The following is a 20425-nucleotide window of genomic DNA, read 5'->3' as shown; positions in this document are numbered from 1 at the left end:
CACTCCTTATTCGATGTCGGTCGGCAGTGGACGGGGCAGCTCATCGCCGCGCGAACCGTCGAGCCAGTCGACCTTGGCCATCTTGCGCACCACGACGAATTCGTCGCGGTTGCAACCGACCGTGCCGTAATAGTTGAAGCCGTAGGCCTGCTGCGCGTAGCCGCCGATCATGTGGGTCGGCTTGAGCACCACGCGGGTAACCGAGTTGTGGTGGCCGCCGCGGGTCTTGGTGGTTTCGGCGCCCGGCACGTTCACGATCCGTTCCTGGGCGTGGTACATCATCACCATGCCTTCCTTGACTCGTTGGCTGACCACCGCCCGGGCGGTCAGCGCGCCGTTGGCGTTGAAGCACTCGATCCAGTCGTTGTCCTCGATGCCGGCCTTTTTCGCGTCGATCTCCGAGAGCCAGACGATCGGCCCGCCACGGCTCAAGGTGAGCATCAGCAGGTTGTCGCTGTAGGTGCTGTGGATGCCCCACTTCTGGTGCGGGGTGATCCAGTTCAGGACGATCTCGGTCTCGCCGTTGCTGCGCTTGTCTTTAACCCCGGCAATGGTGCGGGTGTTGACCGGTGGCCGGTAGCTCATCAACTGCTCGCCGAACGCCTGCATCCACGGGTGATCCTGGTAGAACTGCTGGCGGCCGGTGATGGTGCGCCACGGGATGTTCTCGTGGACGTTGGTGTAGCCTGCGTTGTAGCTGACGTGGTCATCTTCGAGCCCCGACCAGGTCGGGCTGGAGATGATCTTGCGCGGCTGCGCCTGGATATCGCGAAAGCGGATCGCTTCGTGGGCCTTGGACAACGCCAGGTGGCTGTGGTCGATGCCGGTGAACTGCGACAGCGCCGCCCAGGCCTTGACCGCCACATGGCCGTTGGTTTCCGGTGCCAGCGAGAGGATCACCTCGGCGGCGTCGATGGCGCTGTCGATCTTCGGCCGGCCCTGGCTGATGCCCGGCTCGACTTCGCGGTAGTTCAGCTCACCGAGGAATTTCACTTCGGTGTCGGTGTTCCAGTTGATGCCCTTGCCACCGTTGCCGAGTTTTTCCAGCAGCGGGCCCAGCGAGGTGAACTGCTTGTAGATGTTCGGATAGTCGCGCTCGACCACCTGCAGGTTCGGCGCGTTCTTGCCCGGCTGCGGCGCAACGCCTGCGGTTTTCCAGTCGGTGCCGCCGAACGGCTGGGCCAGTTCACCGACGCTGTCATGCATCAGCGGCACGGTGACCAGGTCCTGCTCGATGCCCAGGTGCCCTTGGGCCATGGCCGAGAAGGCCTTGGCGATGCCCTTGTAGATTTCCCAGTCCGAACGCGACTCCCAGGCCGGGTCGATGGCGGCCGAGAGCGGGTGGATGAAGGGGTGCATGTCCGAGGTGTTCATGTCGTCCTTCTCGTACCAGGTCGCGGTCGGCAGGACGATGTCGGAATACACGCAGGTCGAGGACATGCGGAAATCCAGGGTGGTCACCAGGTCGAGCTTGCCGATGGCGCCCTCATCGACCCATTCGGCCTCTTGCGGCTTGCAGTCGCCGACCTGGCCGATGTCCTCGTTCATCACGCCGTTGCGGGTGCCGAGCAGGTACTTGAGCATGTACTCGTGGCCCTTGCCGGAGGAACCGAGCAGGTTGGAGCGCCAGATGAACATGTTGCGCGGGAAGTTCACCGGGTTGTCCGGCTGCTCGCAGGCAAAGCGCAGGCTGCCTTCGTGCAGGCCCTTGACCACGTAGTCCTTGGGCGCCATGCCGGCTGCAGCGGCATCACGGCAGATGTGCAAGGGGTTGGTGTTGAGCTGCGGCGCGCTGGGCAACCAGCCGGCGCGTTCGGCGCGGATGTTGTAGTCCAGCGCGTGTTCGGGGAACTGGCTCTTGTCGGCCAGGGGCGAGAGCACGTCGTGCATGCTCATCTTCTCGTGGCGCCACTGCGAGCTGTGGGCATAGAAGAAGCTGGTGCCGTTCATCTGCCGTGGCGGCCGGCTCCAGTCCAGGCCGAAGGCCAGGGGCAGCCAGCCGCATTGCGGGCGCAGTTTCTCCTGGCCGACGTAGTGGGCCCAGCCGCCGCCGGTCTGGCCGACGCAACCGCAGAGCATGAGCATGTTGATCAGCCCGCGGTAGTTCATGTCCATGTGGTACCAGTGGTTCATCGCCGCGCCAACGATGATCATCGAGCGGCCACGGGTCTTGTCGGCGTTGTCGGCAAACTCGCGGGCGATCTGGATGGCTTTCTCGCGGCTGACGCCGGTGATCTGCTCCTGCCAGGCCGGGGTGCCGGGCACGCTGGCGTCGTCGTAGTCGCGGGCCACGTTGGCGCCACCCAGGCCACGGTCGATGGCAAGATTGGCCGCCGACAGGTCGAACACCGTGGCCACCTTGACCTGGCTGCCATCGGCCAGGATCAGGCTGCGCACCGGTACGCGGCGGTACTGCACGGCATCGCCGGCAACGTGCTGGAAGTGCTCGTGGCTTTCACCGGCAAAATACGGGAAGGCCACCTCGGCGACATCGCCACCGATCAGGCTCAGGCTCAGGTCGATCTCGCGGCCCTCGCCGCCTTCACGGGCGAGGATGTTCCACTTGCCCTGCTCGCCCCAGCGATAACCGATCGAGCCCTGGGGCGAGACCAGTTCGCCGCCGGCATCGACAGCGATGGTTTTCCATTCCGGGTTGTTGTCCTGGCCAAGGTTGCCGGCCAGGTCCGAGGCGCGCAGGAAGCGGTCCGGCTGGTAACCGTTGCCCGGCGCGGTGCCGAGCATCGGCTTGAGCAGCACCAGCACCGGCAGGTCGGTGTAGCGCTTGGCGTACTCGGTGAAGTAGGCACTGGGCTGGTCCAGGTGAAACTCTTTGAAGATCACATGGTTGAAGGCCTGGGCCAGGGCCGCGTCGGTGCCCTGCTTGGGGTTGAGCCAGAGGTCGGTGAGCTTGGCCACTTCCGAATAGTCGGGGGTGATGGCCACGGTCTTGGTGCCCTTGTAGCGCACCTCGGTGAAGAAGTGCGCGTCGGGGGTACGGGTCTGCGGAACGTTGGAGCCCCAGGCGATGATGTAGTTGGAGTTGTACCAGTCGGCCGACTCCGGCACATCGGTCTGCTCGCCCCAGACCATAGGGGATGCCGGCGGCAGGTCGCAGTACCAGTCGTAGAAGCTCAGGCAGGTGCCGCCCAGCAGCGACAGGTAGCGGGCGCCCGCGGCGTAGCTGACCATCGACATCGCCGGGATCGGCGAGAAGCCCACTACCCGGTCGGGGCCGTACTGCTTGATGGTGTAAACGTTGGCGGCGGCGATGATCTCGGTGACTTCATCCCAGCTCGAACGAATGAAACCGCCCATGCCGCGCTTGCTCTTGTACGAGTCAGCCTTGGCCTTGTTCTCGACGATGCTCGCCCAGGCTTCCACCGGCGCCATGCTCTGGCGCGCCTCGCGCCACAGTTTGAGCAGCGGCTTGCGGATCTTCGGGTATTTCAGGCGGTTGGCGCTGTAGATGTACCAGCTGTAGCTGGCCCCGCGCGGGCAACCGCGTGGCTCGTGATTGGGCAGGTCGTTGCGGGTGCGCGGATAGTCGGTCTGCTGGGTTTCCCAGGTGATCAGGCCGTTCTTCACGTAGATTTTCCACGAGCAGGAGCCGGTGCAGTTGACCCCGTGGGTGGAGCGCACGATCTTGTCGTACTGCCAGCGCGAACGGTAGACGTTCTCCCAGTCGCGCGACTCTTTGCGGGTTTCGCCATGACCGTCGGCGAACTCGCCCTGCTTGCGGTTGAAGAACCGCAGTTGATCCAGTAAATGACTCATGGTGCTTTCCTCTCAGGCTTGCTGCTGCGGGGTTCTGTGCCCCGCCCGGGCAAGGTGTGAATTCGGGGTACTGTCAGCAGGGGGTCGCGGCGCCTTTGCGCGCGTACCACCACCAGGTCACGACGATGCAGCTCAGGTAAAAGCCGACGAACATGTAGAAGGCCATCTGCGGGCCACCGGTCAGGGCCATGGAGCTGCCGAAGGTCTTGGGGATGAAGAACGCGCCGAACGCGCCCATGGCCGAGCTGAAGCCGAGTACTGCGGCCGACTCCTTGCCGGCATCCTTGAGCGCCTGCTCGCGGGCGGCAGCGCCTTTGCCGCTGGCGGCTTTTTCGTGCAGGGTGCGGAAGATCACCGGGATCATGCGAAAGGTCGAACCGTTGCCGATGCCGGTGGTGATGAACAGCAGCATGAACATGCCGAGAAAGCCGTAGAAGTTGCCGCTCTCGCCCTGGGCCGGGATAAAAGCCAGCACGCCGAAGACCATGACGATCATCAGCACGAAGTTCCACAGGGTCACCCGCGCGCCGCCAAGCTTGTCCGCCAGCCAGCCGCCCAGTGGGCGTACCAGGGCACCGACCAACGGGCCAAGGAAGGCAAAGGTCAGGGCATTGACCTGCGGGAAAGCGGTCTTGATCAGCAGCGGAAAGGCCGCCGAGAAGCCGATGAACGAGCCGAAGGTGGCCAGGTACAACCAGCACATCAGCCAGTTGTGCTTGCGCTTGAAGATCACCGCCTGCTCGCTGAACGAGGCCTTGGCGCTGGACAGGTCGTTCATGCCGAACCAGGCCAGCACGGTGACCAGGAGGATGAACGGCACCCAGATGAAACCGGCGTTCTGCAGCCACAGCCGGCCACCGTCGGCCAGCACTTGCGGTTGGCCACCGAGGGCGCCGAACAGGCCGAAGGTGATCACCAGCGGTACGCAGAACTGCATCACCGAGACGCCCAGGTTACCCAGCCCGGCGTTCAGGCCCAGGGCGGTGCCCTGCTGCGACTTGGGGTAGAAGAAGCTGATGTTGGACATGCTCGAGGCGAAGTTGCCGCCACCAAAGCCGCACAGCAGGGCAATCATCACGAACACGCTGTAGGGGGTGTTCGGGTCCTGTACGGCAAAACCCATCCACAGTGCGGGCGCCAGCAGCGAGGCGGTGCTCAGGGCCGTCCAGCGCCGGCCACCGAAGATCGGCACCATGAACGAGTAAAACACCCGGAAGGTCGCTCCCGACAGCCCCGGCAAGGCCGCCAGCCAGAACAGCTGATCGGTGCTGAAGCTGAAGCCGATGGCATTCAGGCGCACGATCACCGTGCTCCAGACCATCCACACGGCAAAGGCCAGCAGCAGTGCGGGGATCGAGATCCACAGGTTGCGGGTCGCGGTTTTCTTGCCGCTGCGGCCCCAGAATGCAGGGTCTTCAGGGCGCCAGTCGTGAATCACCGGGCCTTTGTCAGGCTGTTTAAGAACCGACATGGTCTTCTCCTTGGGCAATACTGGAAAACGGAGGGGCGCCGGCTGCGGGCTGTCTGCCCAGCAGCGGGCGCTTGCGGACTTCGCTGAAGTACATCCAGATGAGCGACACCCAGACCACGCCGTACATCAACATGAAGCAGGAAGAGCGCACGCCGGTCAGGTCGACCAGCGCACCAAACAGAATCGGCAGGACGAAGCCGCCCAGGCCGCCGGCGAGCCCGACGATGCCGGACACCGCGCCCATGTTCTGCGGGTAGTCGTTGGCGATGTACTTGAACACCGAGGCCTTGCCGAAGGCGAAGGCGATGCCCATGACGAACAGCAGCACGGTGAACAGCGCGGGGTTCAGGCCGATGTGAAAATCCAGCGGGCCATTGAGGGTCTGCACCTGCAACTGGGTTTGCGGGTAGGACAGCAGGAACAGGCAGATCCAGCTCACCCACAGCACCCACCAGGTCACGCTCTGCGCGCCCCAGCGGTCCGACATCCAGCCGCCGACGGCGCGCAGCACCCCGCCCGGCAGCGAAAAGCAGGCGGCCAGCAGCGCCGCGCTTTGCAGGCTGAAGCCATATTCCTGGACGTAGTACTTGGTCATCCACAGCGCCAGGGCCACATAGCCGCCGAAGACAATCGAGTAGTACTGGCAGTAGCGCCACACCGCAGGCTCGGCCAGGGCCTTGAGCTGCTCGCCGAGGCTCGCCCCCGAAGCGCTGCGGTGGGCCTTGTTGTCGGCGCTGAGAAACCAGAACAGCAAGGCGGTGATGAACAAGATGGCGCTGAACACTTTCGGTACCAGTTGCCAGCTGCCGGCGGCAATCAGCGCCGGGGCAAGGAACTTGGTCACCGCCGCCCCGGCGTTGCCGGCGCCGAAAATGCCCATGGCCAGGCCCTGATTGTCCTGCTCGAACCACTTGGCAACATAGGCGATGCCCACCGAGAACGAGCCACCGGCAAGGCCGACGAACAAGCCCAGGACCAGGAACTGCCAGTACGCGGTGGCATGGCTGATCAGGTACAGCGGCAACACACAGGCCAGCATCAACAGGAAGAACACGCTGCGCCCACCGAAGCGGTCGGTGAGCATGCCCAGTGGCAGGCGCACCAGCGAGCCGGTCAGTACCGGGGTGGCGGCCAGCAGGCCGAACTGGGTTTCGTTGAGCTGCAGCAGGTCCTTGATCGGCACGCCGAGCACGGCAAACATCATCCAGACCATGAAGCACACGGTGAAGGCCAGCGTACTCATGCCCAGCACCAGGCCTTGGCGTATTCGCGGTTGAGTCATCTTGGGTCTCCAGTCAGGTAGCCATGGGCCGCAGACTAGAGAGGCAAACCCCGAGAAAACTTGACCCCGATCAAAGAAGCCCTGGCGCTACTGGGCCTATGCTTGGGCTGCCTACCTCCAACGAGGTAGCGCCGAAAAACCTCTAAACCCTTTGTTTATCAGGGTGTTGTCAGTTTCCCGCCAGGCTTGGCGGCCAAACTGGCGGTTGCAAACTCTTTAGAGGTAGAGCGCCAGGGACCGGCTGCGAAACGATCAGCTGCAACACCCTGGAGTGCTCCATGTGCCGTTTTCCCCACCTCGCCCCCGGCCCACGCCCATGATCGGCTGGCTGCGCAGCTCGTTGCCTGCCCGCGCAGGCCTTGCGGTGATTCTGATCGCCGTACTGGCCCTGGCCAGCTCGCTCAGCGCCGGGCTGATCGCCTGGTTCAGCCAGGGTGATGCGGCGGCCATCAACACCGCAGGCTCCGTGCGCATGGAGACCTACCACCTGGCCTGGAAGCTGGCCGCCGGCGCCGAGCCCGCCGAGCTCGAGCGCATCCGCGACAGCCTGCAGCAGCGGCTCAACAGCCAGGCGCTGCACGCGGTGCTCGAAGACGGCAAGAACCGCGAATTGCAGGCCAGTTACCAGCAGTTGCAGGACTACTGGCAGCAGACCCTGTTACCGGCCTTGCAAGGTGGCGACGCCGCGGGCTTTCAGGCCAGCACCCTGCCCTTCGTCGACCAGCTCAACCAGTTCGTCAGCCTGCTGCAACAGCAGAGCGAGCATAAACAGGGTTGGCAGCAGGTGATCCAGGGCGCGGCGCTGTTCACCACCATGATCGTCCTGCTGTTTGGCCTGTATGAGCTGCAGTACAACGTGATCAGCCCCTTGAAGGAGTTGGTGGACGCCACCCAGCGCTTTCGCCGTGGCGAGTTCCAGACCCGGGTCAATCATCAGTCCGAGGATGAGCTCGGCGAGCTGGCCACCAGCTTCAACGCCATGGCCCAGACCATCGAAGAATCGCACCGCACCCTGGAAACCCAGGTGCAGCACAAAACCCTCAACCTGCAACAAGCCAACGCCGCCCTCGAGCTGCTGTACCAGAGCAGCCGCAGCCTGGCCACGCGGCTGGCCAACGCCGAAGGCCTCGATGAGTTGATCCGGCGCTTTCAGCAGCGCCTGCCGGGGCTGCGCCTGTCGCTGTGCCTGCACGGCCAGGTGCAGGCACCGGACCAGCAACTGCTGGCCTTGCATGGCGCCGACAGCCGCAAGATCTGCGCGGTCAGCGATTGCGCCAGTTGCCAGCGCCACCAGCGCGGCAACCACCACGCCTTCAGCATCAGCAACCAGGGCAGCACCCTGGGTGAACTCAAGGCGCAGTTTATCGACAGCCATGACCCGCAAGCCTGGGAAACCGAACTGATCCAGGCCCTGGCCAACCTGATCGGCACCTCGCTGTCGCTCAAGCGCCAGCGCGAACAGGACCACCGCCTGGTGTTGCTAGAGGAGCGCGCAATCATCGCCCGCGAGCTGCACGACTCCCTGGCCCAGGCACTGTCGTACATGAAGCTGCAGGTCAGCCGCATGCAAACGCTGATGCGCCGTGGTGAACCGGTGGCGACCCTGGAGAACGTCACCGCCGAACTGCGCGAAGGCCTGAACAACGCCTACCGCCAGTTACGCGAGTTGCTCACCACCTTTCGCCTGCAGATCCACGACGCCGGCCTGGTCCAGGAACTCAAGGACACCGCCGAGGAGTTCTCCCGCCGCGGCGAGTTCCAGGTGCACCTGCACGTCGACAGCCTGGCGTTCGAGCTGTCGGCCAGCGAGCAGATTCACATCCTGCAGATCACCCGCGAGGCGCTGTCCAACTGCCTGCGCCACGCCCATGCGCAGAACGCCTGGCTGCAGTTGCGCCAGCATGGCGAGCAGGTGTGCCTGTCGATCGAGGACGATGGCCGTGGTTTTAGCGGCACCCATGACCTGCGCGAGCACCATGGCCTGAACATCATGGACGAGCGCGCCCGCAGCCTGCGCGGGCAGTTGCACATTGTTGGCCGGGAGCCCCAAGGCACCCGGGTACAGATGGCATTTCGCCCGGAATTTCTCGGGCACTTGAACGAAGGTAACCCTGTATGAACCCCTCCCCGCGCTACCGCATACTGCTGGTCGACGACCACCCGATGATGCGCCGCGGCATCCGCCAGATGCTCGAACTCGAAGACGACTTTGACATCGTCGGCGAAGCCAACCATGGCGAAGAAGCCCTGGCGCTGATCCCCTCGCTGCAACCGGACCTGGTGCTGCTGGACAACAACATGCCGCAGATGAACGGCATTGAAACCCTGCGCCACCTGCGCAGCCAGGGCTTTGCCGGCAAGGTGCTGCTGTTCACCGTGTCCGATGCCGAAGACGACATCCGCGACGCCTTGCGCCTGGACGCCGACGGCTACCTGCTCAAGGACATGGAGCCGGAGCTGCTGATCCAGTACATCCGCGACGCCATGGCCGGCGCCCTGGTGATCAGCCCCGGCCTGACCCGGGTCATGGCCCAGGCCCTGCGCTCGCCCCCGCGCCAGCCGGAAGTGGAACTCACCGAACGCGAGCGCCAGGTGCTCAAGACCATCGCCAGCGGCTACAGCAACAAGGTCATCGGCCACAAGCTGGGCATCACCGAGGGCACGGTCAAGGTGCATGTGAAGAACCTGCTGCACAAGCTTGGCCTGCGTTCACGGGTGGAGGCGGCGGTGTGGGCCATGGAGCACCTGCGCCACAGCGCCTGAACTGCAGACTGCCCCTTTGGAGGTAGACCGGCAGAGGCATGGGCCGCCGGCGCCGCAGGTTTTACCATAGGCGCCAGCGGAGGACGCCATGCTCACCCACCCTTCTACCGTTCTGGTTTTACGTCGTCACCACCTGTTCAGCCAACTGCCGGAGAAAGTCTTCGAAGACGTCTGCGGCCTGGCCATGCTCCGGCGCCTGAGCTGCCATGACACGCTCATGCACCAGGGCGACCCGGCCAAGCGCTTCTTCTTGCTGGTCAGTGGCCAGATCAAACTGTACCGGCTCAGCGCCGAGGGCCAGGAGCACCTGGTGGAAATCATCCAGCCGGGCCAGACCTTTGCCGAAGCGCTGCTGTTCAGCCAGGCCCGCAGCTACCCGGTAACGGCCACCGCGCTCAAGGATTGCGTGCTCATCAGCATCGACGGCGGCCACTACCGCAACGCCCTGGAAGACCAGCCGCAGGTGTGCCTGGCCATCTTGGCGAGCATGAGCATCCACCTGCACCAGCGCCTCAAGGACATCGACACCCTGACCTCGGCCAGCGCCAGCCGGCGGGTGATCAACTTCCTGCTGCAAGAGTGCGACCCGGACACTGGCCGGGTCGAGTTGCAGGTGTCCAAACGCCTGGTGGCCTCAAAGCTGGGCATCCAGCCGGAGACCTTTTCACGCACTCTGCACCGCTTGGTGGAAAGCGGCCTGATTGCCATGGAGCGGCGCAGTATTCATATCCTGGCTGCCAAAGCGCTGGCGGCTTATCAACAGTAGCCGAGTACTCTGCTCATGTTTGGGAGCAGTTGGAGGCCTCTGTACAGACACTGCAAAAATAGCCACCCGCCCCCTCTGAGCGTCTTCAACCAGCCCCCTCTCCGTGAGCCTTCAGCTGAAGTAAACAGACTGCATAGGGGGTAATTCCTAAGACCATCGCTGACCAGCCTCAAGCCGCTTCAGCCGATGCAGTGGCCGTTCAGCCCCGGTCACGGCGTCAGGACCTGTCATTTTTGTCAGTTGTCGGCTTTTGTCGTAGGCCGCTAAATACGGCGTGACCGGCAGAACACTGATCCGGATTGCAACGATTCGCTTATTGATAAGCGGCCAACTGCCGTCTTGACACGCTGTAAATTGCACTTCACGGAGAGAAAAATGGCTAACAATTTGATCCACATTGACGAGCACAGCGGTCACGGCGGACTGCGCATTGCGCTGGCCAGTTTATTGAAAGACGGGCAGGAAGCGGTGTTCGACGTTTGTCTTGTCAGTGACCTGCACCAGCCGGGCTTGCAATTGTTGTCACACGGCTCCTGGTCTGTCATCGGTCGCCCCGATGACCTGACGTTTACCTTGAGCGGCGTGCCTCTGTACAACGCCCCTGCGGCCGATTTCTCATTTGGCTCGCGTGACCATGGCTTGCTTAGAGGCATGGGATTGGCTCTGGATGCAAGAGCGTTTGTCAAGGCGATGTCCCAGTTGGCCAAGGAGATGCGGGACAAAGACGAGACCATGAGTGAGTCCGCACTGGACAGCATGACTGACATAGAGTTTAAGGAGTGGGAAGCCGCGACGGATTACACGCGCCAGGAAACGGGCGACCGGAGTGTGGCATTGATTGGTAAAAACGGCATCGCCCAAGTGTTCGAGTGCGCTGGCGGTGGCAATAGCCCCCACAACTCAAAGGTATTCTTGAAAAGCCTGGTGTTTCCTTCCGGACGTTCTCTGGAGTTTACCTGGCGAGACCGGACGACAGTACCGAAGCTGACCAGGATTGCGGATGCCAACGGCGCCTTGATGACCGCCGAATGGGCATCAGGGACAGGGGCCACCGCACTGCAGAAGGTGGTTGTGTTTCCGGGTTCCAATGAAGAAATCACCTGCACTTGCGCAAGCGAGGACAAGGCTCAGGTCATCACCTTGAAAGGCGTGGGCATCGGCGCGGATGAGCAGGAATACCGTATCGACACCACGGGCGGAAAAATCAAGCAGGTGGAGGTGAAGCGCGTCGATCAGATCACCGGCAGCAACGAAAACGTGACCCACACGGCGCTTGAAGCCGTGACCTATGGCAAGGATGGCAAAGTCGCCACCTACACCACCTCTGCGGCAAACCACTCGAGCGCAACTGCCAACGATGGCTATGAGCCCGTGGTGGCGACCTATACCTATGAAACCGGTAAAACCACGATCACTTATGTTCAGGGTACCGTCATAGGCAAGGATCACACCGGGAGCGAGGCCGAAATCGCCAGGGAGGTGGCGCGTGAGGTGTATAGCTTCGATGCCGACGGTTCGCAGTCGCTGACATCGACGGTTGAAGGTGAAGCCATTACCCAACGTCGTAACGTTAAGCTTGATAGCGCCTCACATACGGCAACTATTACGCTGTCCCGGGAAGTGTCGGGGGTGATGGTTGAAGAAGTGGTTCAGACCTTTGATGCTCGAGGCAATCTGGTGTCGCAGCAACAGGGGAATCAGTTCACCGAGTGGACCTATTACAACGACTACGATAAGTACGAGCTTACCGAGACCACAGAACGCGTCAGCAGCGTCAGCCTAGCCAGCGGCACTGCCAACGGCGTTACCACCGCCGCCCTGTCTCTCTTTGATTACGCCAACCCCATCGGTTGGGGAAATCTGATTTTTGGCAGCCGTGGACTGACCTGGAGTACGGTCAGCTATGTACGGGTGAGCACAACACCCACCGGCAGTCACTACGCGATGGACGCCTTTGAGTTGCCTGTGAAGGTTGGTTATCCGGGTAGCCCCGAGGGATTCTCCACCCACCTTGAGTCTGAGCTGGTCTATTGCAAGGAAGACGAACAAGTCCATGCCCAGCGGTTGACCTATTTTGGCTACGATAAATTTGTGCCTGCCAAACATGCGGCACTGACCCGTGCGTATGTACTGGTGCCGTCGATAAAGTTGACAGTGACCAACCCTTCCTATGAAAAAATCGATATTTCCGCCAAACAGCTGGAGATTGCCAAGGCCGCAGCGAAGACCTATGTCGATCATTTGAATGCGCGCATAAATGACAACAACCAAACGGATACAGACGCCTATAAAGCGGCACTGGCGTCACTGAATGACAATCTCAAGGCCCAGAGCAAATTCAATGGCAGTGGGTTCAAGCTGAAGAAACCCTGGGTGGCCGATACCCTGCAGCTTGAGGATCTGACCTATGAGACCGATGGTAACAACGCCGGTTTTGGCCAGGTCAAGTCGAACACGGTCCAGCAGTTGGACGCCGAAGGCAATAAAGTGGCGGCCTCGAAGGTCACCACCCTTATGACCTACAGCCGGGACAGCCAGAACAAGCGCAAACTCACGGTCAAAACAAGTGTGACGGCTGTGGGGGTGCCCACATTGAACTCAAGCAACACCCTGTCCGAGCTATCGGGCAGGCGCTACCAAACGATCGACAGCAACGCGATAAGCACTCAGATCGAATACGACGAAACGGGACGGGTCAAGACGCGGCAGGTCAAGCAAGGCGACACGCTGATTGTTGCGAACCAGTTCTCTCATCAGGTGCTTAAAGACAGTGTGTACCAGTTCGATCAGCTGACGGCTGATGGTAAAAGTGGCGAGCGCAGCGTATGGAGCCAGAATGGGCGGATGTTACAGTCCTGGGTCTGCGATGAGGGAAACTGGATTCTGCTGAGTGACATGCAACTCGACGGATACGGGCGGCCATCGGTTGATATCAAGTATGACTACGATGCGGCTAACAAGTGCATCCAGAAGTTGCAAACATCCTGGGCTTATCAGGCAAGTTCAAACGAAATCACCACCACACTGATGGATGGGCAAGGCAAGACCCTCGACAGCCAAAGCGTGACGTTCAGCGGCAGTGGCGGCGAGAAGCGAATGAAGCACGGCAGCTTTGAACTGTCACAGCGTCTTGATCTCGGCAAGCGCACCTTGACCCGACAAGTAGCAGATAGCAGTGGGCCGATGCTCAAGGAGACGACAACCTACGACAATCAATGGCGCCCGGTTGCGGCACGCCAGGACTCGGTCAAAGACAGCACGGTGACCCCTTTGACCAGCGCAAGAATGAGCTATGGCTGGAATGGCCTGCTCAGCAAACTAAGCGTACAAGATGGGGTGACGACCGCCTACGGCTATGACCACTTCGGTAGGTTGACAGAGCAAGATTCGGGTGGCGTGGTCATCAACAACAGCTATCAAGCCACGCTGGGGGGAAGTGTTGCAACAGAAGCGACAATCAAGGGGGCGGGCAAGGATGATGTTGCCATATCATTGGGGCGGCAAGCGGTAGACCCGTTGGGACGCTTGAAAAGCCGTACGCTCAATGGAGCGAAGCAAGATTTTGCCTACACCGGTAGTTCGCGGTTGCCAACAGTAGACGCTGCGCAGGGGCCTTCCGTCATGAAGGGGTTTACTTCCACCTGGGATGCCAAGGCCTACACGCTCAGCGAGAGTTGCGTTATCAGCAAGATCGACACAGAAGTAGGTGAGACGGCTACATCGAAAACGCGTTTGAGCCGGTGCGGGCAAGTGCTGGGTTTCACCGACATCAACGGCATCGACATCGTCTACACCTACGATGCATGGGGGCGGTTGACAAAGAGCAAAAGCAGTTTGTGTGAAACCGTATTGAAGTACGCTGACAGTGGCGTGTTGATCGAGGAAGAAGTGAAGGACCTGAGTCGCAAGCTCAGTATGACCATTGCCTATGGCTATGATGTTTCAGGCGATGAGATTTCGCGCTCTTTTACCTGCCCGGGTATGAAGACACTGGTGCTCACGTGTGAGCGCGACCAGACAGGACGCTTGCTCAAGTCGGTGCTGAGCGAAGGCGGGAGTGAACAGACCTGCAACGCCTACGTCTACGATAGCCAGGGGCGGCTAGAGGAGTGGACACGTACCAAAGGACCGGATAAGAGCAAGGTCAGGGAAGCCTATACTTATAATGTGCTAGGGCGAGTTGAGAAATGTGAGCGATCATTTGATGTTTTCAACGTGGTGTCTCAGTTCGAGTTCGATCCAAAACATGCGGATGTAATGAAAAATGCCACGCTCCGCGACATTGCGACGTCCGTAAGTCTTGACGACAAAGGAGCGTTGACATCGAGCGGTATTGAATATTACCCCAACGGGCAGTTGAAAGGCGCCGTGGTGGGGAATTCGCATCGCTATGACCTGAGGTATGATGAAAGTCGTCGTCTGCGTGCGATTTATAACAATTACTGCGGCGCGAACACGCCTGATCCGGAAGGCAGCTGGGGGTGTCAGTATCATTATCGTTTTGGCCGGATTTACGCTAAAACGGTTATCTCCGGGAAAGCGCCATGGGGTCAACGTGGCAGCATGTTGATGCTGAATGAAAGCCGTGGATGTTACTTGCAGCAAGAACATACACGCGAGCTCACCGAGCCTGCCGTTGACGATAGTTCTACAAGCTTCGTGCTGCGTGATTTAACGGGCACTGCCTTCGCCGCCGTGAACGGTACAAACATTAAACATATAGACTACTCAGCGTATGGTGAACGAGGGGCCGGAACGGATGCCGCACTGTTCGGATTCAAAGGCGAAGTTAACTTGCCAATGGACGTTTACTACCTGGGTAATTATCGTGTTTACGACCCGAAGTACTTTTCATTTCTGTCGCGCGATAGTGACAGCCCGTTCGGTCCAGGCGGGCCGTCGGCTTACGCCTACTGTGGTGGGGACCCGGTCAACTATCATGACCCCAGTGGTCATAACAGGGAAATCACGAGTTACAGCTACAACTCCAGCTATCCATTGATGTACAGCCGCGAATTTAGAATCGGTACAGCGGTGCTGGGGCTGTTGCTGGCGCCCTTTACGGGTGGCAACTCATTGGCGATATCGTTGGGGGTTACCGGCCTGGCAGTTGTCGCGGCGGGGTTCGATATTGCCTCGGCGGTGCTGGAGGAGAGTGATCCGGAACTGGCTCGGACCTTGGGGTATGTGGGGTTGGGGTTTGCGGTGGCATCAGGATTGGCAGCTTATGGTGCTGGCAAGCTGGCCTCCCATTCCGCTGGCAGGATGGTTACCCGTGCCGAAAGTAGTGCGCTGGGATGGAGGGCACCAAAAATAGCACCCGGTTCGAGCCCGGCAAAATGGCATGAAATGGTCCCAAGGGGCCGTAACGGGGTTCACATTTGGGCGGCTGATGGCCTTGTCGACGCCGAACGATTGAAGGCTCCTTTGAAAGCCATCGGCCGTAGGGGATCTGACAGTGATATTCACATCTATACTGGAGTACATGGGGAGCCCGCAGGAAAAAACTGGATGACGCAAAAAAACACGTTTATAAAGAGATACCCAGACTTAGACGCTACTCACTTTTACTATCAAGACATCAAATACGACACCCTCAATGTACCCTTTGTTGGGAATTGGAGGGAACTGGAGCGAGCAGTACGCCTTCATCCAAACCTTGGGGGACGGGGTATTCACGTTCACTACATTGGCAGCGAAGCCAAGGCTTTTCCCCTCAGCGTTGAGCAATTAAAAATGCACCATACACTCCCCGGGCATCACGTTCATGCCTATTGCTATAGTTTAAATGATTCTTGGTTACGGAGTACATTTAATCTTGGCCCCATAAACCCTACTAACGGACTTGTTAGAGCCTGGCGCTCGATGTTTCCAAACTCCGTAAATTCTATTATTCATGATCTCAACATCGGCTGGCTTCCATAGGTGATAGTGCGTGGTAAGGGAAGGGTTTTCAGCGTTTACAGAGCAATTCACTGGACCTTACCACGCTCCACGTCTCTCGCTACCTGGGGCGCCCATCACCCCGCCGCCAGACCCTTCCCTGCCCGCTCCAGATTGCGCCACAACCACACCGGCAATACCTCCGGGTCGAGGCTGTCGATCAGGTTCTTCAGGGTCAGGCCCAGCTCGGTATCGCCCTCGATCACCAGGCGGCGGCGAAAGAACAGGGTGTCCGGGTCTTCCTGACGGCTGGCCAGCAACAGGAACTCGCGCCAGTTGCCACGAATGGTCACGCAGGCCTTGGCCCGCTCGGCAATCTGCAGGCCTTCGCGGTTGCGGGTCAGGTACCAGGCCAGATCCAGGTCGGGGATGCGCAGGCACAACCAGCGCCCGCGCAACAGGTCGAACTCGCCGTCGCGCAAGGGCTCGGCCAGGCAGCGGTTGAGCGCCTGCTGCAAGGCCACGCGCTGGATCACGAACGGCACCCGGCGGACCAGCGGCAGCACCTTGTCGGCGCCCTTCAACAGCCATTGCGATCGGCTCAGCACAGGCCCACCTCCTCGACCCGCAACATGCCCGCCTGGCCGTGCCAGTAGCCGTTGCAACCCTCGACACACAGCGGCGGCGTCTCGCCCTGGCGCACCCGGGCAAACGCCTGGACCACCTCGACCATGCCCTGGGCTCGTGGGCTCAGGCGCAGCAAGTCGGCGCCGCAAGCTTGCAGCCCGGCATAATCGGCCAGCAGGTTAGTGACCTCGGCGGACATGGTCTGGATGCCGTTGAGGGTGAACAATGCCTGGCCTTCCTGGCTACTCAGGGCCAGGCCGTCGGGGTAGTTGATGCAGCAGAACTGGCAGTCGTCCTTGGGCCGGTTTTCTGCCCGGGCGGTAAAGCAGCGCGCCGAGTACGCCAGCGGCAGGTGCCCATAGGCAAACACCTCCAACTGCGGCAACGCCCGGCCCAGCTCGGCGATCTGATCGAGCACGGCGCGGATCAGCGTTGCCGAGCATTCCACCGGCGGCACCCAGCGGATCATCCCGCAGTCGAGCAGTTTGGCCACGGCATGACCGTTGTACAGGTTGAGCGCAGGCCCCGCCACGAACGGCAGCTTGCGCTCGGCCAGGTACTGCACCGCGCCCATGTCGTTGGCCTCCACCAGCAGCTCGCCGTTGTCGCACACGCGGCGCAGGCTGGAGAGCTCGGAGGCGGCTTCGATCAGGGTCAGGCTCGACAGCACGATCTGCGCCGGGCTTACCGCCTGCAGCTCGCGGCCCAGGCCAAGCCAGTGGTCGAGGCTCATGGCCCGGCGCTTGGAGCACACGGTTTCACCCAGATAGATGACATCCAGGGGCAAGGCCGACATTTCGCTGTAGAAACGCCCCAATTGTTCCTTGTCCCAGTAGTACAGGACGGGTCCCAGGCTGAGTTTCATGTGCAGTCCCTCATTGCCATGATCGATGGTAAGCACCCAGGGTGGTCTGGCTGCCTTCGGACAAACCGGCCAGCACCTGGCGCCACTGGTCCTTGACCGTGAAGCGTTGCGGCGCCAGGCGGTGGGCGTCGAGCGCGGCGCGCCAGACCTGGGTGACCTGCTCGACATAGGCCGGGCTGCGCTGGCGGCCCTCGATCTTCACCGCCTCGACACCCATGGCGGCAAGCTCCGGCAGCAGGTCGAGGGTGTCGAGGCTGGTGGGCTCTTCCAGGGCATGGAAGCGCTTGCCGTCGACCACGAAGCGGCCCTTGCACAGGGTCGGATAGCCGGCGGGCTCGTCGGGTTGATAGCGGTCGATCAGCACTTCGCTCAGGCGCGCACTCAAGCCCTCGGCGTCTTCGCTCCAGCGCACCGCCTTGGCGGGCGAGCAGACGCCACACAGGTTCGGCGACTCGCCGGTGATGTACGAGGACAGGTGGCAACGCCCCTCGGCCATGATGCACAGGCTGCCGAAGGCGAACACCTCGATCGGCACCGTGGCGCTGGCCGCCACCTGGCGCACCTGGGCCAGGGACAGCACCCGGGGCAACACCGCGCGGCGAATGTTGTAGTGCTCGACGTAGAACGCCAGCGCACGGGCGTTGGTGGCCGAGCCCTGGACCGACAGGTGCAGGTTCAGTTGCGGATGGCGCTCGGCCGCATAGCCCAGCACCCCGGGGTCGGCGGCAATCATGGCATCGACGCCATGGTCGGCGGCGCGATCCACCGCCCGTTGCCAACGCTCCCAGCCCTGGGGCTGCGGGTAGGTGTTGACCGCGACATACAGCTTGCGCTGGTGTTGGCGGATATGGGCGACAGCGGCGTCGAACTGCTTGTCGTCCATGTTCAGGCCGGCAAAGTGCCGGGCGTTGGTGTCATCGCGAAAGCCGACATAGACCGCATCGGCGCCATGGCGCACCGCGGCTTTGAGTGCAGGCAGGTTGCCTGCCGGGCAGACCAGTTGCATGGGTTTTCCTCATCAAAGAAACCTATCTCCACTGGCCTGCACGCGAAAACCTCGAGCCGGCCCGGAGCACTGGAAAAAGCGCTGCCAGTCTAGCCAGCGCTCCCAGTAGAACCTTGACGGCAATCAAGGCCGCTCACTGCATCAGCTCGGCAAATGACAGGAACTGCACGCTGTCGTGCTTGTGCACCTGCTGCTCGCAGTCCACCACTGCCAGGCCATCGGCCCAGCAGGCGGCGCTGAGCATTGCCGAGCTTTGCTGAGGGTGCAGTTGCACGCTGGACTGACCGCCCGCCTCGGGCAGCAGCCGCGCACGCAGGTACTGGCGGCGCTTGTTGCGCTGCAGCCAATCGAAACCGGCAGGCAGCGCCACCGGACGCGGCAGCACATCGCGCACGCCCTGGGCGCGCAACAGGAAGGGCCGTACCACCACCAATGCGGTGATCAGCGCCGCAGCCGGATTGCCCGGCAGGCCGATCCACGGCCGGCCCGCCACCTCGCCAAAAGCCAGGGGCTTGCCCGGCTGGATCGCCAGGCGCCAGAAATCGACACTGCCCAGTTCCTGGATCGCCTGCTTGAGGTGATCCTCCTCCCCCACCGAAACCCCGCCCGAGGTCAGCAACAGGTCGCATTCGGACGCCGCCAGGTTCAGCGCGTGCTTGCTGGCCGCCAGTTCGTCGGCCATCACGCCGTAGTCATGTACTTCCACGCCCCAGCCTTGCAACAGGGCGCTCAGGCAATAGCGGTTACTGTTGTAGATCTGCCCCGGGGCCAGGGGTTGGCCAGGCTCACGCAGCTCATCGCCGCTGCTCAGCAGGCCGACGCGTAAAGGCCGGTAGACCTCGACCCAGGCCACCCCGCAGGCGGCCAGCAGGCCCAGCTCCTGGGCGCGCAGGCGCTTGCCGGCTTGCAGCAGCAGGTGGCCTTCGCGCACCTCCTCGCCAGCCTTGCGCACGTGCTCACCCAGGCTTGCGGCCGGCAGCCAGACCTGTTCGCCCTCGACCCGGCACAGCTCTTGGGGGGCCACGGTGTCGGCGCCCGGCGGCAAGGGTGCTCCGGTGAAGATCCGCACCGCCTGCCCGGGCTGCAACGCAACGCTGGCCTGCTGACCGGCGGCGATGCGCCCGGCCAGGCTCAGGCAACCGCCAGCGGCCGACAGGTCGGCGGCCCGGAAGGCAAAGCCGTCCATGGCGCTGTTGTCCCAGCCCGGCAGGCTGCGCGGGGCATGGATATCAACGGCCAGTACGCGGCTCAGGGCGTGTTCGAGCACCAGCGTCTGCGCCGCCGGCGGTGCGGGTGCCTGTTCGAGCAAATGACGGATGGCCTGATCGACCGGTATCAGCTTGCCGCTGTCGCAGACCGGCGCGCTCATGGCCGCGCTCCACAGGCCTCAAGGGCCTGCTCGGCCTGGACCTTGAGGTGCGGCGCGAAGTTGCACGGGCCGGTGCGGCTGTCCAGCTGGTTTTCGAGGATCTGCGTCCAGGCCGTGCGACAGGCCCCGGGCGAGCCGGGCACACAGCACACCAGCACGCCGTTGCTCATCCCCGCCAAGGCCCGGGACTGCAGGCTGGACATACCAATCTCGGCCAGTGAGACCTGGCGGAACAACTCGCCAAAGCCTTCGACATGCTTGTCCAGCAACGGCAGCACCGCTTGCGGGGTGTTGTCGCGGACGGTGAAGCCGGTACCCCCGGTGGTCAGCACCACCTGCACTGCGGGGTCGGCGATCCAGCGCGAAAGGCTCGCACGGATCTGGTAGATATCGTCCTTGACCAGGTCGCGCTCGACCAGCACATGCCCCGCCGCTTGCAGCAGGTCGACCAGGGTCTGCCCGGAGCTGTCGGTGGCGAAGGTGCGCGTGTCGCTGATGGTCAGCACGGCGATGTTCAAGGGGGTAAAGCTGCGTTGCGCCAGATGGGCCATGGCCTGGGCTTCCCGTGAAATGTGGATGGGCCAAAGCCTGAACCTAAAGCCTGGGCGAACCTATTCCT

The 20425-nt window shown here is 61.9% G+C and carries 12 protein-coding genes; 4 read left to right on the top strand and 8 right to left on the bottom strand.

Annotation, left to right across the window (positions count from 1 at the left end; genetic code table 11):
* Positions 1–6 precede the first annotated feature (6 nt).
* The 3 genes from EXN22_RS12655 to EXN22_RS12645 form a co-directional block, all read right to left on the bottom strand.
* A complete protein-coding gene (locus tag EXN22_RS12655; RefSeq protein ID WP_130264370.1) occupies positions 7–3774 on the bottom strand; it encodes a nitrate reductase subunit alpha in 3768 nt (1255 codons plus the stop codon).
* A 73-nt stretch (positions 3775–3847) separates the two neighbouring features.
* Positions 3848–5245, bottom strand: coding sequence for a NarK family nitrate/nitrite MFS transporter (locus tag EXN22_RS12650; protein WP_130264369.1), 1398 nt, complete (start codon positions 5243–5245; stop codon positions 3848–3850).
* Complete coding sequence (locus EXN22_RS12645; protein ID WP_130264368.1) at positions 5232–6527, bottom strand: MFS transporter; 1296 nt, start codon at positions 6525–6527, stop codon at positions 5232–5234. The genes EXN22_RS12650 and EXN22_RS12645 overlap by 14 nt, the downstream gene beginning before the upstream one ends.
* A gap of 316 nt (positions 6528–6843) precedes the next feature.
* Between EXN22_RS12645 and EXN22_RS12640 the strand changes: the two genes are divergently transcribed.
* The 4 genes from EXN22_RS12640 (at position 6844) to EXN22_RS12625 (ending at position 15981) form a co-directional block, all read left to right on the top strand.
* Positions 6844–8646, top strand: coding sequence for a HAMP domain-containing protein (locus EXN22_RS12640; RefSeq protein ID WP_130264367.1), 1803 nt, complete (start codon positions 6844–6846; stop codon positions 8644–8646).
* Entirely contained in the window at positions 8643–9290 is a 648-nt protein-coding gene (narL, locus tag EXN22_RS12635; RefSeq protein WP_130264366.1) for a two-component system response regulator NarL, read from the top strand. The genes EXN22_RS12640 and narL overlap by 4 nt, the downstream gene beginning before the upstream one ends.
* Before the next feature lie 88 nt (positions 9291–9378).
* A complete protein-coding gene (locus tag EXN22_RS12630) occupies positions 9379–10056 on the top strand; it encodes a Crp/Fnr family transcriptional regulator (protein WP_130264365.1) in 678 nt (225 codons plus the stop codon).
* Between the two features lie 375 nt (positions 10057–10431).
* Positions 10432–15981, top strand: a complete 5550-nt coding sequence (locus EXN22_RS12625) for an RHS repeat-associated core domain-containing protein (protein WP_130264364.1) — start codon at positions 10432–10434, stop codon at positions 15979–15981.
* A 95-nt stretch (positions 15982–16076) separates the two neighbouring features.
* On the opposite strand, the gene ubiT is transcribed toward EXN22_RS12625, so the two are convergent.
* The 5 genes from ubiT to moaB form a co-directional block, all read right to left on the bottom strand.
* A complete protein-coding gene (ubiT, locus tag EXN22_RS12620; protein WP_130264363.1) occupies positions 16077–16547 on the bottom strand; it encodes a ubiquinone anaerobic biosynthesis accessory factor UbiT in 471 nt (156 codons plus the stop codon).
* Positions 16541–17431 carry a U32 family peptidase gene (locus tag EXN22_RS12615; protein ID WP_130264362.1) on the bottom strand — a complete coding sequence of 297 codons (891 nt, stop codon included), beginning with the start codon at positions 17429–17431 and terminating at the stop codon, positions 16541–16543. The genes ubiT and EXN22_RS12615 overlap by 7 nt, the downstream gene beginning before the upstream one ends.
* A 10-nt stretch (positions 17432–17441) precedes the next feature.
* The gene (ubiU, locus tag EXN22_RS12610; protein ID WP_130264361.1) at positions 17442–18437 is read right to left on the bottom strand and encodes a ubiquinone anaerobic biosynthesis protein UbiU; all 996 of its coding nucleotides are present in this window, start codon (positions 18435–18437) and stop codon (positions 17442–17444) included.
* Between the two features lie 133 nt (positions 18438–18570).
* Positions 18571–19806, bottom strand: coding sequence for a molybdopterin molybdotransferase MoeA (locus EXN22_RS12605; RefSeq protein WP_130264360.1), 1236 nt, complete (start codon positions 19804–19806; stop codon positions 18571–18573).
* Entirely contained in the window at positions 19803–20357 is a 555-nt protein-coding gene (moaB, locus tag EXN22_RS12600; RefSeq protein ID WP_130264359.1) for a molybdenum cofactor biosynthesis protein B, read from the bottom strand. Before moaB ends, EXN22_RS12605 begins: the two co-directional genes overlap by 4 nt.
* Positions 20358–20425: the final 68 nt, after the last annotated feature.

The sequence above is a fragment of the Pseudomonas tructae genome, from assembly GCF_004214895.1.
Classification (GTDB): Bacteria; Pseudomonadota; Gammaproteobacteria; order Pseudomonadales; family Pseudomonadaceae; genus Aquipseudomonas; species Aquipseudomonas tructae.
Note: the sequence above shows the minus strand (reverse complement) of the source record. Positions and strands in the feature narration are given on the sequence as shown.

Excerpts from the sequence above, each read along its gene's own strand:
- EXN22_RS12655 (WP_130264370.1), bottom strand. The coding sequence starts at position 3,774 with ATGAGTCATTTACTGGATCAACTGCGGTTCTTCAACCGCAAGCAGGGC.
- EXN22_RS12650 (WP_130264369.1), bottom strand. The coding sequence starts at position 5,245 with ATGTCGGTTCTTAAACAGCCTGACAAAGGCCCGGTGATTCACGACTGG.
- EXN22_RS12645 (WP_130264368.1), bottom strand. The coding sequence starts at position 6,527 with ATGACTCAACCGCGAATACGCCAAGGCCTGGTGCTGGGCATGAGTACG.
- EXN22_RS12640 (WP_130264367.1), top strand. The coding sequence starts at position 6,844 with ATGATCGGCTGGCTGCGCAGCTCGTTGCCTGCCCGCGCAGGCCTTGCG.
- narL (WP_130264366.1), top strand. The coding sequence starts at position 8,643 with ATGAACCCCTCCCCGCGCTACCGCATACTGCTGGTCGACGACCACCCG.
- EXN22_RS12630 (WP_130264365.1), top strand. The coding sequence starts at position 9,379 with ATGCTCACCCACCCTTCTACCGTTCTGGTTTTACGTCGTCACCACCTG.
- EXN22_RS12625 (WP_130264364.1), top strand. The coding sequence starts at position 10,432 with ATGGCTAACAATTTGATCCACATTGACGAGCACAGCGGTCACGGCGGA.
- EXN22_RS12615 (WP_130264362.1), bottom strand. The coding sequence starts at position 17,431 with ATGAAACTCAGCCTGGGACCCGTCCTGTACTACTGGGACAAGGAACAA.
- ubiU (WP_130264361.1), bottom strand. The coding sequence starts at position 18,437 with ATGCAACTGGTCTGCCCGGCAGGCAACCTGCCTGCACTCAAAGCCGCG.
- EXN22_RS12605 (WP_130264360.1), bottom strand. The coding sequence starts at position 19,806 with ATGAGCGCGCCGGTCTGCGACAGCGGCAAGCTGATACCGGTCGATCAG.
- moaB (WP_130264359.1), bottom strand. The coding sequence starts at position 20,357 with ATGGCCCATCTGGCGCAACGCAGCTTTACCCCCTTGAACATCGCCGTG.